Source organism: Sporolactobacillus pectinivorans (assembly GCF_002802965.1).
GTDB lineage: Bacteria > Bacillota > Bacilli > Bacillales > Sporolactobacillaceae > Sporolactobacillus > Sporolactobacillus pectinivorans.
On sequence record NZ_NXGA01000001.1, the window covers coordinates 1,112,249 to 1,126,464 of the forward strand.

At 43.8% G+C, this 14,216-nt stretch carries 16 protein-coding genes; 15 read left to right on the forward strand and 1 reads right to left on the reverse strand.

Annotated elements, in window-relative coordinates; all coding sequences use genetic code 11:
- The first annotated feature begins 145 nt into the window (after positions 1-145).
- From COP04_RS05410 to COP04_RS05465, 12 genes are all read left to right on the forward strand, one after another.
- Positions 146-2,176 carry a BglG family transcription antiterminator gene (locus COP04_RS05410; protein ID WP_100487050.1) on the forward strand — a complete coding sequence of 677 codons (2,031 nt, stop codon included), beginning with the start codon at positions 146-148 and terminating at the stop codon, positions 2,174-2,176.
- Positions 2,177-2,265: 89 nt separating this feature from the next.
- Positions 2,266-2,925 (forward strand): class II aldolase/adducin family protein, encoded by a 660-nt coding sequence (locus COP04_RS05415; protein WP_100487051.1) that lies wholly within the window; start codon positions 2,266-2,268, stop codon positions 2,923-2,925.
- 55 nt (positions 2,926-2,980) lie between these two features.
- Complete coding sequence (locus COP04_RS05420; RefSeq protein ID WP_100487052.1) at positions 2,981-3,490, forward strand: PTS sugar transporter subunit IIA; 510 nt, start codon at positions 2,981-2,983, stop codon at positions 3,488-3,490.
- A 30-nt stretch (positions 3,491-3,520) separates the two neighbouring features.
- Positions 3,521-3,820 (forward strand): PTS sugar transporter subunit IIB, encoded by a 300-nt coding sequence (locus COP04_RS05425; RefSeq protein WP_100487053.1) that lies wholly within the window; start codon positions 3,521-3,523, stop codon positions 3,818-3,820.
- Between the two features lie 117 nt (positions 3,821-3,937).
- Entirely contained in the window at positions 3,938-5,239 is a 1,302-nt protein-coding gene (locus tag COP04_RS05430) for a PTS galactitol transporter subunit IIC (RefSeq protein WP_100487054.1), read from the forward strand.
- A gap of 63 nt (positions 5,240-5,302) precedes the next feature.
- Positions 5,303-5,527, forward strand: coding sequence for a hypothetical protein (locus COP04_RS05435; RefSeq protein WP_100487055.1), 225 nt, complete (start codon positions 5,303-5,305; stop codon positions 5,525-5,527).
- 815 nt (positions 5,528-6,342) lie between these two features.
- On the forward strand, positions 6,343-7,809 hold the full coding sequence (locus COP04_RS05440; protein ID WP_100487056.1) for an MFS transporter: 1,467 nt from the start codon (positions 6,343-6,345) through the stop codon (positions 7,807-7,809).
- A complete protein-coding gene (gene aroC, locus COP04_RS05445) occupies positions 7,806-8,972 on the forward strand; it encodes a chorismate synthase (protein WP_100487057.1) in 1,167 nt (388 codons plus the stop codon). The genes COP04_RS05440 and aroC overlap by 4 nt, the downstream gene beginning before the upstream one ends.
- Positions 8,973-9,096: 124 nt before the next feature.
- On the forward strand, positions 9,097-9,660 hold the full coding sequence (locus tag COP04_RS05450) for a hypothetical protein (RefSeq protein ID WP_100487058.1): 564 nt from the start codon (positions 9,097-9,099) through the stop codon (positions 9,658-9,660).
- Positions 9,657-10,970 (forward strand): 3-phosphoshikimate 1-carboxyvinyltransferase, encoded by a 1,314-nt coding sequence (gene aroA, locus COP04_RS05455; protein ID WP_100487059.1) that lies wholly within the window; start codon positions 9,657-9,659, stop codon positions 10,968-10,970. Before COP04_RS05450 ends, aroA begins: the two co-directional genes overlap by 4 nt.
- Positions 10,967-12,076 (forward strand): prephenate dehydrogenase, encoded by a 1,110-nt coding sequence (locus COP04_RS05460; RefSeq protein WP_100487060.1) that lies wholly within the window; start codon positions 10,967-10,969, stop codon positions 12,074-12,076. Before aroA ends, COP04_RS05460 begins: the two co-directional genes overlap by 4 nt.
- Positions 12,077-12,613 carry a shikimate kinase gene (locus COP04_RS05465; protein ID WP_100487061.1) on the forward strand — a complete coding sequence of 179 codons (537 nt, stop codon included), beginning with the start codon at positions 12,077-12,079 and terminating at the stop codon, positions 12,611-12,613.
- 147 nt (positions 12,614-12,760) lie between these two features.
- Here COP04_RS05465 and COP04_RS05470 read toward each other — a convergent pair whose 3' ends face one another.
- Entirely contained in the window at positions 12,761-13,147 is a 387-nt protein-coding gene (locus COP04_RS05470) for a RidA family protein (RefSeq protein ID WP_100487062.1), read from the reverse strand.
- A gap of 166 nt (positions 13,148-13,313) precedes the next feature.
- On the opposite strand from COP04_RS05470, the gene COP04_RS05475 reads away from it, so the two are divergent.
- The 3 genes from COP04_RS05475 to COP04_RS05485 all read left to right on the forward strand — a co-directional run bounded on the left by COP04_RS05475 (position 13,314) and on the right by COP04_RS05485 (position 14,096).
- Positions 13,314-13,532, forward strand: coding sequence for a DUF1659 domain-containing protein (locus COP04_RS05475; protein WP_100487063.1), 219 nt, complete (start codon positions 13,314-13,316; stop codon positions 13,530-13,532).
- 46 nt (positions 13,533-13,578) lie between these two features.
- The gene (locus COP04_RS05480) at positions 13,579-13,794 is read left to right on the forward strand and encodes a DUF2922 domain-containing protein (RefSeq protein WP_100487064.1); all 216 of its coding nucleotides are present in this window, start codon (positions 13,579-13,581) and stop codon (positions 13,792-13,794) included.
- A gap of 119 nt (positions 13,795-13,913) precedes the next feature.
- Positions 13,914-14,096: a YvrJ family protein gene (locus COP04_RS05485; protein ID WP_100487065.1), complete on the forward strand. Its 183-nt coding sequence runs from the start codon at positions 13,914-13,916 to the stop codon at positions 14,094-14,096.
- Positions 14,097-14,216 lie beyond the last annotated feature (120 nt).

Here is a 14,216-nt window from a genome sequence, read left to right on the forward strand (position 1 = left end):
CGGTAAATTCCTGTATTTTACTAAGGTCAGGCGCCTAGTTTTCAGAACACAGCTTTATCACATTTATAATGAAAACGCTTTAATAAGTTGTGATGAAGTCTCACCGGCAACCATTTATAATTCAGATTGTAGGGGGGCTGAGAACATGGGACTGGAAGAACGCGAAATGATCAAGCATATTCTGGCACAAAATAACCCCAGCTTAAACGAGATTGAGAACAATTTATCGAAGAGCAAGGATGAGATCGTCCAAATCATTCATTCCATTAATACGATTCTCCCTCATGAATCTATCGAAGTGGTGGACGGTGATTTAAGCATCTCGGATAAATGTGCAGATGAGTTGTACGGTTTGCTTATCGGGGAGCATAATCTGAACTCCTATGATCGTGATGTTGAGCTGAGAAAATGCTTGATTGAAGTCGAGCTCATGGTCCATCAGAGTGTCAACTCCCTGCAAACACTGTCTGAACAGTTTTATGTCAGCAGAAACACGATGTTCGCTGATATTAAACAACTAAAGGAGGAATTGAAAGCCCTTCAACTGGGTGTGAACTATTCTCGGAGAACCGGGTATCAGATTAAAGGTCCGGAGTATCTTCTCAGAAACCAACTCGTTCATGTGACCCGGAATTTGTTAAAGACAGCCTACGGAAAGTCCTGTCTGGCCCGATTAAATTTTATCGACCGGAAAGATGTCACGAAGTTAAAAGACAAATTGGCACTCATTGAAGAAAAAACACAGATTCGTTTAACAGATGAACAGGTTGAAGATCTTCCTTATGTGTTGGCTATTCTGATGGAGCGGATACGCAGCTATCCCGAGCCGTGGAATTTTAAAATTGAGAAGTATGATATCAGGAATACTTTAGAATTTCCTGTTATCAAAGAAGAGCTCAGTGATTTCTCTTACCTGAAAGAAATCGACGTACTCTACTTTTCTTTGCACATCCTGTCATCTAACAGAATCGAATCCGCACTGGACTTTTCAAACAGTGAGGAGATCAGATTGGCCGTGAATCTATTTGTTGACACACTGAAACGTAAACTTGCCGTTAAATTTATTAAAGAAACTGATTTTAAAGAAAAAATTTTATTACACATCCAGCCGGCAATTTTCAGGAATATTCTTGGATTCCGAGTAAACAATCCTTTGACAAACAGGTTTATGAGCGAACATTATGACATTTTCATGACCGTAGCAGATGCGGCAGCTCCGTTCGAACAAATTATTGGCCATGAACTATCGGATGAAGAAATCGCTTATTTGTCAATGATCGTGCTTGGCTGGCTCTACCAGTCGGAAGAGGAAAATGGCGCAACTTATTTCAAGGCTGTCGTTCTCTGCCCCAATGGCACATCAGTTTCAAAATTATTATTGGAGAATTTGAAAGATATGTTCCCGCAGATAGAATTTGTCGGTGCATTTTCTTTCAGGCAATTCGAAAAAACAGATATGGCTCTGGACTTTATTTTCACAACAATACCGATTCAAAACCGTGCGACAACGATTATTGTTCCTCCGTTCCTTGAACCTGAGAGCAGAAGGGAGCTAAGGGCCACAGTATCGAAATTGTTAAAAAGGGATCCCGGCAAGCAGGCAAAAAGCATCATCTCAGCCATCAAGAATCTGATTCCTGAGGATAAAATTGATTTAGTCGAAAGCAAATTAAAAACTTTTTTCGATGATAAAAGCGAATCTGATATTAAAAACAATAAAGCTGAAAAAATGTGGCTCAGGGAAGAAAATATTTCATTAATCGACGATTATATCACTTGGCAGAATTGTGTTGCTGTTGCTTTTACCCCTTTATTTAGCAGAAAAACGGTTAATGACGATTATGTCGACCGAACCAAGAGAATCTTTTACAAAAATTACAACCACATGCTGATCGGCCCTAAAATTTATTTGCCGCATGCCGAACCGACGGATGACACGGGGCGTGCCGATATTCAGATTACAATCTTTAAACATGCTGTTATTAATCCGGAAGGTATCCCATTTAACGTCATAGTAGGCTTGGTCCCCTCCAGATTGAATAATCATGTGCCACTTCTGCTCAAACTGAATGATTTCTTCTTAAAAAAAGAATCGAGTATTAAAATGATACACGCCGAAACGGCAAAAACAGTGCTGGAGCTTATTGAAGGAGGTGAGTGCGTTGGTCGCGATTAACTTTGAGAGAAACAGTTTCCCTTGACACAGTTGCTATTCCATGTGTGATGTTTATTAAATGAGTAAAAAAATAAAAGGGAGCGATCAAATTGCTGGAACATTTGAAAAAAGATGTGTGTGAGATTTCTAAAAAGGCGCAGCGTGAAGGGTTGTGCAAACACAAATCGGGCAACTTCAGCGCACGGGATCCCAAAAGCGGTCTGTTTGTTTTTACACCGTCAGGCGTGGATCGTGAATTATTAACCCCACGGGATCTGGTCGTCGTTGATAAAAATGTCCATGTAATTGAAAACTTATCTAACCTGAAGCCGACAAGTGAACTGTTGATGCATCTCAGAGTATACGAAGAACGTCCTGATGTGCATGCGGTGGTGCACACCCATTCAATGTACGCCACATCGTTCGCTGTCCTAAGCAAGACCATTCCGGCGATCGTCTACGAATTGCAGGCATTGGGGGCTAAAAGGGGCTATGTTCCTGTTGCTCCGTATGGTCGCCCGGGGACCTATGAACTTGCCGATCATGTTGCCGAGACGCTGAAAGATTCAGATGTGGCGCTGATGGAGAAACACGGGAGTATCGGCGCCGGCAAGGACATCTATGACGCGTACCTCAAAGTAAATTATCTCGAAGAACTGGCTCAGATGTATTACAACGTCCTGACGGTAAGAGGCGGACAGGAACCGGATGTGCTGCCGAAATCGGAAATTGCGGAATGGGCCTATCCGAAAGAAGTCATTTTTTCGTAAACAAATGAAAACGTTTACAATAAAAAACAACACCAATTTGAGGGGGGGATAAAAAATGACCAATGAGGATTCTCAGGAATTTGAAGTTTTTTTTAAGCAGAATTTGGTTTTCCGCGATGTTGAATATCCCGATGTGTCAACTTTTTTCAGAAGAATTGCGGATCTTCTGGAAGCAAAAGGGTATGTGCAGCCGACCTTTTATCAAGCGATTGCCGAGCGGGAAGCAAATTACCCGACAGGCCTTCAAACTGCTTCTGTCGGTGTGGCCATCCCGCATGCGGATCCGGTAAATTTAAAAAAACCGTTTATTTCAGTAGTCCGTCCCAAAGATCCAATTGAATTTTCGCCGATGGGAGGCTCTCAGAATGACCCCAAAGTCAAAGCTTCAATTATCTTTGTGCTTGGGGTCACACGGGATGGCCTTCAGGTGAAAGTGCTTCAGAAACTGATGGCTATGCTTTCGGATGAGCGTTTGACAAAGGCTTTGCTTCACGCCGAAAGTGACAGGAGAATACTTGAGATTATTGAAAGATTTTTTATCGACACAAAGGCGTCAGTCAGCTGATAAAACTAAAAATAGAAAGGAAGTATTATCATGGCAAAGATAATTGTAGCTTGCGGTTCAGGAGTGGCTACCTCTCAGACAGTGGCATCGAAGATTAACAAATTGCTCAGTGAAAAAAAGATAAAATCAGCGGTTGAGGCTGTCGATATTAAATCACTGGATAAGTTTATCAAGGATGCGGATGTCTATGTGTCGATCGTAAGAACTAAGAAGGATTACCACATTCCTGTAATTAACGGCATCGCATTTTTAACAGGCATGGGGCAGGATAAAGAATTTGAAAAATTAGTCGATGCCATCAAAAAAGCTGACGCGCACAAAGTCAGATAAGGCGAGGGATCATGTCTTCCCCGGTACTGAAGTATCCTCGAGGTTCAGCTGGATCGTGTCGAAGAGATTCAACATAGAATTGCAGCGTTTCATATCAAAAAAATGGAGGGGAAAACAATGCAAGTGTTAAAGGAAGTCGTCAACTATGTGCTCAATCTTGGCGCACCCGTATTCGTCCCACTGATTATGCTGGTTGTCGGATTGGTCGCGCGGATGAAATTCAAAGACGCATTTTCTGCGGCTCTGACACTGGGAATTGCATTTACAGGGATGACGCTTGTGATTAACTTCATGACCGGCGCAATCAGCCCGGCTGCTCAGGCACTTTCTCAACGAACGGGCATTACCTTAACTGCTGTCGACGGCGGCTGGCCGGGTATGGCGGCCATTTCATGGGCCTGGCCTTACGCATTTTTAATGTTTCCGCTGCAAATTGTCATTAATATCGTTATGCTGATTTTCAACTGGACAAAAACGCTCAACGTGGACATGTGGAACGTCTGGGCAAAAATTTTTACAGCCGTAATGGTCGCTTATATTTCAAACAACCTGATCCTCGGTTTTGTAGCTGCGGCCATTCAGATTGTTCTTGAACTTAAGGCGGGTGATATTTGGGGACCGCGCGTTGAAAAACTGACTGGTATTCCCGGTGTTACCGTTCCGCACCATATCACTCTGCTAGCCAATATTCTGCATCCTCTTGAAATTGTCATGAACAAAACACCCTTACTGGGCAAAAAAATTGACTCAGACTTTCTGAAAGAGAAAATCGGCATCTTCGGTGAGAATGAAGTCATGGGGGCGATCATCGGTCTCTTGCTTGGTTTTGCTGCCGGATACAGCATTTCCAACTCGCTGACTCTGGCCGTCAAGGCAGCCGCGGCGCTGGTGCTGTTCCCGATGATTTCGAAGCTATTCTCTCAGGCACTGTCTCCGATTTCAGAAGGCGTTTCTGAATTCATGAGAAACAAGTTCAAAGATAAGGAAGTCTATATCGGGCTTGACTGGCCGATTCTGGCGGGACGCAGCGAACTATGGGTAGCTGTAATCATTACGATTCCGATTTTACTGATTTTCTCAATCATCTTGCCGGGCAATGCCGTTCTTCCGTTTGCAGGTATTATCAACCTGTCGTTTGTTGTCGCAGCTCTCCTGCTGACGAATGCGAACATTATTCACATGATTGTTATGGGGCTGATTACTTCACCGCTGTTCCTGTATGCCGCAACTTACTTCGCCCCATATATCACGCGGCTTGGACGATCGGTCGGCACCGTTTCCATCCCCCATGGCATGATGCTCAGCTGGAGCACCTTTGAATCTCCTGATCTTCGCTTCCCTGGCCCAATCCGCCAGCTGGAATATCTGGGCGATTCTGGGGCTGGCAGGCTGGTTCGGAATGTTCTACTGGATGTATAAAGATATTAACAACCAGAATGAAAAAGAGGCTGCAGCAGAACCTGTTGAGGAAAGTGATGCGTCATGACCCGCAAAATATTTTGGATGAGCATGCTGATTCTCGCAACGGCACTTTTCATTGCAACCCTTTTCTCTAATAATATGATTCTGCTGCTCATCAGTCTGGTTCTGGCTCTGTTCGTTCGCATTGGCGGTAACAAAGTCCTGTTCAAAAATTTTTATAAAAAGAGACTGGAAAAGGTAAAACGGCTGAGAGGCCTGTCAGTAAATAAGGAGGCTGACAAATAGCTGAAATATTTTTCGATGAGTTATTTCCGCATCATTTGGAAAGGATTCATAATACTTCAAGTCCACTGGATGAGAGAAGAATTGCAGCATCCTGCCTTATCTCTTTTGGATGCATTGACATTATAGTTGTTTCAGAACGAAGCCATGAGAAGCCCTGAACTGGCCAGTAACGGATTGGATGGGGACAATAACCTAACGGAATGAGACATAATCTTACCCGAATCGGGCACAACTCAGTTTAATCCGGACAAAACGAGAAAACATCGGCTCCACTATCACCAGGAAGGGAGTAAGGAATAAAATAAAAGCGAATATTGACAAAGAATAGTTATCATGTTTTAATTGTCATTAATCCTCTCGGAAGGGAAAATGACCGATGAAACACTGGCAAATGGCTCAATCATACTATTATAGCTTTTATTACTTTAGGTAGCGTTCGTATCCGGCCCTGGATACGGACGGAAACTTTCGTTTGTATCTAGAGTTGGAAAGCTATAATGGCCTGACCAACTAGGTATGAGATAATAAATCTAATTGGCTGCCATTACAATCCAGATTGCGCAATTCTTTATTTAACGATAGCAACCAGTCAGATTTAATGATCTGACTGGTTATTTTTTTAATCATTTTTTTAGCTTTATTAAACTTGTCTTTTGCTTTTCGCTCCATGCGCTTGCTGATCCGTAAGCCTCTGTGTACGGGGTCGCGCTTGGCTCGCTGTTCCGCAGGAGTCTCGCACCATCCGCTATCGACAAAGGAGCAACATCAACATCGAGCTTTAACATAGCCATATTTTAAAAAGGGGAGTAGAAAGGATGACAAAATCAAACAGGATCAGGCTAAGTTTCGTTTTATATCTGAATTATTTTGTTCATGGAATGGGATTATTAATCCTGACTCAAAATATGAAGGCTTTAGGCAATGTCTGGGGGACGCCATTAGCAACTGTTTCTTATGTAATTTCCGGTGTCGGGATTGGCCGGCTGCTGGCATACTATCTGCTTGGCAGTCTGTCAGACAGATACGGTCGAAAAAGTTTTGTATACGTGGGGATGCTGAGTTACCTGATCTTTTTTATTGGTATCATTCTAACTAAGGATTTCAGAGTAGCGTACTTATTAGCCATTTTGGCAGGGGTAGCCAATTCAGCACTTGATTCCGGCACGTATCCGACATTTCTGGAAATGAGCAGGGAAAATGGGGCGGCCAATATCCTGATTAAAGCCGCGATGTCCATTGGAGAATTTGTGCTGCCAATTTTCGTTGGTCTCAATGAAAATTTAGGCGGTTGGTATGGTTCAATCTTTATTATTGCCAGTGCAGTTTTGCTGATTAATTTTTTGCTGCTCAGTCGGACACAATTTCCCAAGCAAACGAGTTACGAAAAGCAAATCAGTCACCGTCTGATGAGTGGGAGTAAAATTTCAGGATCACGGATCAGTTTAATAGCCATCCTATCCGTTTATGGTTATACTTCCATGGCACTTATGATTCTTTATACTCAGTGGATCACTCTTTATGGAACGGATATTTTACACATGAATAACATGGAAGCTCACTTTCTGTTATCGCTCTACAGCATCGGTTCTATTGTTGGGGTACTGTTGATTTTCTTTATACTTAATCGTTCACTGATTAATGAAGTTAAATTAATCGTTGGTCTGAACAGTCTATCGTTATTCGTACTTCTAATCATTTGCTTTTCAGCCAACCATTTATTGATCAGCATTTGTTCATTTGTCTTTGGTATCACGGCTGCCGGCGGAATCATGCAAGTTGGTCTGAATATTTTTATTTCTCTATTTCCGCAGGCCAAGGGCCGTGTTACAGGAATCTATTTCTCATTCGGCAGCATTGCATCATTCACTGTACCGATTATTACCGGCAGGCTGTCTGAAATAAGTACAGCAACTGCACTGCGTGCCGACATTATCGTTGCTCTTGTTTCATTTGTTATATGGGCTATCGGCCAAAGATTAATGGCCGCTTCCACTGAGCCTTCAGGCTGCCAGAAAGAACGTAATCAGATTAATTTTATTGACTACTGGATCCTTAAATTACTGCAATGGCGTTTCAAATTAATCAGAACCATCGGTATTAAAAAAATGAACCAGAACGGCTCGATTTTTGATCCGGAACGTGAAAAACAGATTATGACAAAGATTGACCGCCAGATTGCGGATGCCGAGAACGTGAGTTATTACCAGGCTATTTACCAGACCATTTTAGCGAGTTCGAAGGAATATCAATCCCAGATACAAGAGAAAGGAAGAATCAGATGATTTACTTAACTGCAGGAGAATCACATGGACCGGAATTAACCGGGCTAATTGAAGGCTTTCCGGCCGGATTGAAATTATCGGTTGATCAAATAAATCACAAATTGAGAGAAAGACAAAGTGGTTATGGCCGCGGCTATCGCCAAAAAATTGAAAAAGATCAGGTAAAAATTACTTCCGGTGTGCGCCATGGTATCACTCTGGGATCCCCAATCACTTTACGGATTACAAACCTGGATCACGCTCACTGGAGTGAAATTATGGATCCTGTCAATGAACCTGATCAGGAAAATATTTTACGGCAAGTAAAGAATCCACGCCCGGGTCACGCTGATCTAGTTGGTGGCATGAAATATGGTCACCGGGATTTGCGCAATGTATTGGAACGTTCATCAGCACGCGAAACGGCTATGCGGGTAGCCATTGGTGCTGTTTGTATTCAGCTGCTGAATCAGCTGGGTATTCAAATTGCCGGATATGTACAAAAAGTAGGATCCATTGATGCTGATGCCGATCGATTATTATCACCCGGCCGGATTGAAGAGAAAATCAGCCAAAATGATTTGCGGATTGTTGAACAAGATAAAGTCCAGCCCATCCATGAGTTAATTGATCAGACGAAAAAGGACGGAGATACTTTAGGAGGCATCGTTCGGGTCGTTGTGCAAAATGTACCTGCCGGCCTGGGAAGCTATGTCAGTTGGAATGAAAAACTGGACGCCAGAATTGCAGCTGCTGTAGTAGGGGTCAACGCTTTTAAAGGTGTTGAATTTGGCGATGGTTTTAGTATGAGCGCCAAACCTGGCAGTCAGGTGATGGATCAAATCTACTGGGATCAGGATAAAGGCTGGTATCGCGGCAGCGACCATCTTGGTGGATTTGAAGGCGGCATGACTAATGGCATGCCAATCATTGTAAATGCTGCCATGAAGCCGATTCCCACTCTCTATAAACCATTACACAGTGTCGCTATTGACACGAAAAAAGAGCATAAAGCGAGCGTGGAACGTTCAGACGTTACAGCTATTGTTCCGGCTTCACTAGTGATTGAAGCTGTTGTTGCGATCGAACTGTGCCAGGCTATTTTAGATACTTTCGATAGCAGCAGCATGGAACGTTTGAAGAAACAATATCGCGATTATTGTAAAGAGATTAAAAACTATTAGAAGGTGTTCAAAAGGTCAGCAAATGATAAGCGGTGGTGAATCTCTTCATTGGCTGAAGCAGAGAAGGATCCCCCGGCCATTTTTCCCGGACTATCCGAACATCTCCTATTAAGGAGGCCTGTCCGTGATTATTCATACCCTTGGACCTGAAGCAACGGATAGCAATAGTGCCGCGCAGTATTATCTGCGGAAAAAAAAAGGTGTTAATCACATTGTGCTTCATGACTGTTTTGAAGCAATTATTAGCCATTTGAATGACTATCAGCGGGACTATTTGATCATTCCTGCTGCTTTCAAGTCTTTTCGCAATCACATGGATTGGGCCGATCTTCATTATGCCTATTTGGGCCGCCTGGAGCTCATCAACTGTTTTCGTCACCCTCTTAATCAGCTTGTTATCATCCGGCGGCTGACGGCAATCCATAATATTGCCTATACTCATCCGGCTACGGCAACATTGCTGAAAAGTTATTTGCAGGCCATTCATAGCCACGCGGTGATTGAGTATACAGACAGTAAGTATTTGGCGTATCAAAAATATAAGACGACTCAAGCGCATTTTGTCTTAACCAATCTCCAAAATGTTCAATTAAGTGCTGATGAAAAAATCGAACGTACCTACGCGCCCGATATGGTCTGGTGTGTTTATCAAATCTTAAATACGGCGAATCAGGTGAATATAAATTGAAAACATTAAAAACGAACATTCAAAAGGGACTGCACGGTGAACTGAGCGTACCGGGCGATAAAAGCATCTCCCATCGCAGCATCATTCTGGGTGCCATTAGTGCCGGCGAGACTGAAATTACTCATTTTCTTACATCAGAGGATTGCTTAACTACCATTCAGGCTTTTCTGGATATGGGGGTCAACATTGAACGCCAGCATGATCATGTCTTGGTGCATGGGGCTCGGATGAACGGACTGCGTCAACCGAAGCATCCCTTAAACATGGGGAATTCCGGAACGACAACGCGACTATTATTGGGATTATTAAGTGGGCAAAACTTCACTGCTGGGTTAATGGGTGATCGGTCATTAAGCAAAAGGCCTATGAGACGGGTAACCGAACCGCTCGCCCAGGCAGGAGCGCGATTCAAGGTCACTGGAAACGGATTATTGCCTATTACTATCTATGGCTCCCCTGATCTTAGCACCTTCAACTACCGGCTTCCGGTTGCCAGCGCCCAAGTTAAAAGTGCCTTGATTTTAGCTGCATTACAGGCCGACGGTGTTTCAACGATCGTTGAGAAACAACAAACCAGAAATCACACCGAATTAATGTTAAAGGCATTTGGCGGTGAGATTGAACAGCAAGGTTTAACAATCACAGTAACTGGAAAACCACATCTGATTGGCCAGAATATCACGATTCCTGGCGATATGTCATCGGCGGCTTTTTTTATCGCTGCGGCTACTTTACTGCCTAATAGTGCGATCAGGCTCAAAAACGTAGGCCTGAATCCTACCCGTATCGGTTTTTTAGACGTTCTAAAAAGAATGGGCGCGGACATTACAATTCAAAATAACGTGAATCACGCTGAAGCTTCCGGAGAGCTTTTGGTACGAAGGTCTGTGCTGCATGCGGTTCATCTTTCAAGTCGGGATATTCCAAGTGTGATCGATGAATTGCCGCTCATTGCCTTACTGGCAACTCAGGCTCGGGGAACAACTGAAATTACCGGGGCCGAAGAGTTGCGGGTCAAGGAAACGGATCGAATTGCGGTAGTTACTGCGGAATTGCAAAAACTGGGTGCGGACATTACCGAGTTACCTGATGGTATGGTTATTAACGGACCGACCCCATTGGAACCAAGGAGAACGGATGTCGTTGATACGCACGGCGACCATCGGATCGGGATGATGCTGAGTGTGGCTGCTCTGTTAACCAGAAGTGAACTGAAACTGGCCAATGAAACGGCGATTAATATCTCCTACCCGGATTTCTTCATTGATCTTGACCGGTTGATAGCGGCGAAAAGGTCCGTGATCTTATGAAAACGATCGTTATTGATGGCCTGGGGTTAATTGGCGGCTCGACCGCTTTAGCGATCCGGCAAAAATGGCCGGATCATCAAATCTTTGCTGTCGACGTCAATGATATCGCGTTAGAGTTTGCACAAAGTCACGGGCTGGTCGACGGTGGATTTGATCGAATACAGGATATTGCAGCCACGGCCGACTTCATTATTTTAGCAGCTCCCGTCAGCATTATTCTAGAGCATATGGAACAGTTGGCAGAAATGCAGCTAAAGCCGGATGTCATAGTGACCGATGTCGGCAGCACCAAACGACAAGTCATGGCCAAAGCGAAAATTTTAACAGATCAGGGCATCATTTTTATTGGAGGCCATCCGATGGCCGGTTCACACAAAACAACAGTTCTTGCAGCCAGAGCAGACTTATTTCAAAGTGCCTATTATTTTTTGATTTCTGATACGATCACGGATCAGCAACACCGGAGTGCAATTAAGAGTTTACAGTCACTATTATCCGGCCTAGATGTCAAATGGCAGCTGATTTCAGCACTGCAGCATGACAGAGTTGTAGCCCTAATCAGCCATTTGCCGCATATCATTGCTTCCGGATTAGTCAACATGTCGCAAGATGAATTGAGTCATTCACCATTATCTTTGAAACTGGCTGCGGGCGGTTTCCGGAGTATCACCAGAATAGCATCTTCCGATCCGGAGATGTGGACTGATATTCTATTAAGTAACAGTAATACTATCGGCGATAAAATCGAACACTTTGTCCGAATACTGCAGCAAGTCAGGCAAGCTATAGCTCAATCGGACCGCGATGCGATTTGGAATTATTTTTACAGTGCTAAAATCACAAGGGACAGTATAAATACTCAGGCGGGCAGGCACGTCCCGAATTTCTACGATTTATTTATCAACATTCCCGATCAGGTGGGGGCAATTGCTAAAGTCACTCATATTTTAGAAGAAGCAAAAATTAATTTGATTAATATTCATATTTTAGAAATCCGAGAAGAAACGGATGGGGTTTTGCAGCTATCTTTTTCAAATCAAAAAGATTTAATTGATGCAAAGGGTGAATTACAGCGGCGCGGACTGTCAGTAGTAGGGGGTGATTAAATGGCTAATATAGTACTGGTTGGCTTTATGGGCAGCGGCAAAACAACAATCGGGCGTTTATTAGCCGATTTCATTCACTGTCCCCATCTTGACTTGGACCATATCATTATCGAAGATTCAGGCCAATCGATTAACCAGATCTTCGCAGAACAGGGGGAAAAATATTTCCGCGAATTGGAATCAAAGACCCTTGTGTCAGCACTTTGCCGGGATGGGATTTTATCAACAGGTGGCGGCACACTGATCAGCCCAATCAATCGTCGCGTGTTAAATCAATCCGGTATTCCCGTTATTTTTTTAAAAACCTCTCCGAAAGTTATTCTGGAACGGCTGCAGGGTGATCAGACGAGACCTTTGGCTCGGGCGCTGGACGAAAAAAAGTTAATCGCGCTTTGTCAGGAACGGGATCGTTACTATGAACGATCTGCCGATATTAAAATTATCACTGACCAAAAAGCACCATTGGAAATTGTTCACGAGATCATAGAGAAAATCGGCGTCTACTTTTTGAACAGAATAAATATAGCCGAAAAATAAAATGTTTTTAACTCCATGCGTTATTATGCCGGTTCAAGTACAATTGATGAGTTTCTATGCTGTTTGACGCGGAACATGAATAAAACCCACTTTTTCATAGTGGGTTTAGTTCGTTTACGGTTTTTAAAAAGCGAATGGACAAATCAGTTATTTTTCATCAAATGCCACACAGGAAATCTCCAGCCTGGCACCCTTCGGCAGCGCGCAGATCTGCACCGCAGATCGGGCAGGGAGAACGCCTCCTTTGAAATATTCCCCGTAGACCTGATTGACTGCGGCAAAATCTTCGATATCGGTGAGAAAGACTGTCGCGCTGACGACATCGGGGAAACCGAGTCCGGCTTCTTCCAGAATGGCACTGATATTTTTGAAGATTCGTCCTGCCTGGGTTTTGATATCTCCCTCAACAATCGTACCTGTTGCCGTATCGAGTGGAATCTGTCCGGAAACAAAAATAAATCCGCCTGCGCCGACTGCCTGAGAGTAGGGGCCGACCGCCTGCGGTGCCTCTGATGTTGCGATTTGTTTTTTCATCATTTTCCACCTCATTTTTATCATTCAGCAAGAAACAACTGTTTTATTTGTCTCCTATTTTAGCACAGAGGTGCAGTATTGAAGAGAAAAAAAGAAGAGGATGAGAAATATGTGTCCCCATTTCGGAATCCCAGCCCCTACATATAAAGTGTAGGAGGTGATCATGATGGCAAACAGTACGATTGCGGCATCCGCATTTGTCTTAACGTTTGACGGCGGGAAGGATGGAAAGGGCAATCCTATTCTTCTGACCAAAGCTTTCCGCAATATCAAGCCTGCTGCGTCTTATGGCGCATTGCTGGCTATTGCCGGCAAACTGGCGCCGCTGCAGCAGCACCCGCTGGTTTCAGTCGAACGCAATGACACATCTGAAATCACTGCCTGATCAAAGAAATGATGGCAGAAAATTTCTTGGGAAAGGGGGATGGCCTATGAAAACACTCAATCTCGTATTTTTAAATGAGCAGGGTAAGAGTGTCACACTTTCGGTTAACGATCCGGTTGAACCTGCTGATCCGGCAGCTGTTAAGAGCGCCATGCAGGAAATTCTCGCGCAAAATGTGTTTATTTCTACCGGTGGTTTGCTGACTCAGATCAAGTCGGCCCGAATCTCTGAAAATAACGCTACACCGATTCCGGTCGACTGATCTGCGAAAAAATGAATGATGCGGAGCCGAAGGGAAAAGATCAATCATTCCCTTCGGCTCTTTTGCCATCAGAATCATCCGGCAAATCTGAAACTATTCTATGAAAGGAGACGGACCAGATGGACGTATGGCTTCCGATCATCAGGGATGTGGGCTTTCCGGCAGTCGTCACATTTTTTCTTCTCTACAGGATTGAAGGAAAACTGGATGAACTGATCCAGTCGGTTAGAGCACTCCCTGTCAGTCAGACGGCTGAGCGGGCAGATGACCGCTCGCTTCCGAAAATGAAAAAACAGGGATAACCTTTCAAACATCCGGTCCCTATCACCGGATGTTTTTCAGATATTTTTTAATGGATTCGAAAAAATGATTCTAATGAACGACAGAGCCATGGTAAAATGATTTCATACAGTTCAATGATC

What these genes read in the sequence shown, in the direction of transcription:
- COP04_RS05420 (WP_100487052.1), top strand. Translation starts at nt 2,981, where the DNA reads ATGACCAATGAGGATTCTCAGGAATTTGAAGTTTTTTTTAAGCAGAAT.
- aroC (WP_100487057.1), top strand. Translation starts at nt 7,806, where the DNA reads ATGATTTACTTAACTGCAGGAGAATCACATGGACCGGAATTAACCGGG.
- COP04_RS05435 (WP_100487055.1), top strand. Translation starts at nt 5,303, where the DNA reads ATGACCCGCAAAATATTTTGGATGAGCATGCTGATTCTCGCAACGGCA.
- COP04_RS05480 (WP_100487064.1), top strand. Translation starts at nt 13,579, where the DNA reads ATGAAAACACTCAATCTCGTATTTTTAAATGAGCAGGGTAAGAGTGTC.
- COP04_RS05440 (WP_100487056.1), top strand. Translation starts at nt 6,343, where the DNA reads ATGACAAAATCAAACAGGATCAGGCTAAGTTTCGTTTTATATCTGAAT.
- COP04_RS05475 (WP_100487063.1), top strand. Translation starts at nt 13,314, where the DNA reads ATGGCAAACAGTACGATTGCGGCATCCGCATTTGTCTTAACGTTTGAC.
- COP04_RS05425 (WP_100487053.1), top strand. Translation starts at nt 3,521, where the DNA reads ATGGCAAAGATAATTGTAGCTTGCGGTTCAGGAGTGGCTACCTCTCAG.
- COP04_RS05465 (WP_100487061.1), top strand. Translation starts at nt 12,077, where the DNA reads ATGGCTAATATAGTACTGGTTGGCTTTATGGGCAGCGGCAAAACAACA.
- COP04_RS05485 (WP_100487065.1), top strand. Translation starts at nt 13,914, where the DNA reads ATGGACGTATGGCTTCCGATCATCAGGGATGTGGGCTTTCCGGCAGTC.
- COP04_RS05410 (WP_100487050.1), top strand. Translation starts at nt 146, where the DNA reads ATGGGACTGGAAGAACGCGAAATGATCAAGCATATTCTGGCACAAAAT.
- COP04_RS05430 (WP_100487054.1), top strand. Translation starts at nt 3,938, where the DNA reads ATGCAAGTGTTAAAGGAAGTCGTCAACTATGTGCTCAATCTTGGCGCA.
- COP04_RS05460 (WP_100487060.1), top strand. Translation starts at nt 10,967, where the DNA reads ATGAAAACGATCGTTATTGATGGCCTGGGGTTAATTGGCGGCTCGACC.
- COP04_RS05470 (WP_100487062.1), bottom strand. Translation starts at nt 13,147, where the DNA reads ATGAAAAAACAAATCGCAACATCAGAGGCACCGCAGGCGGTCGGCCCC.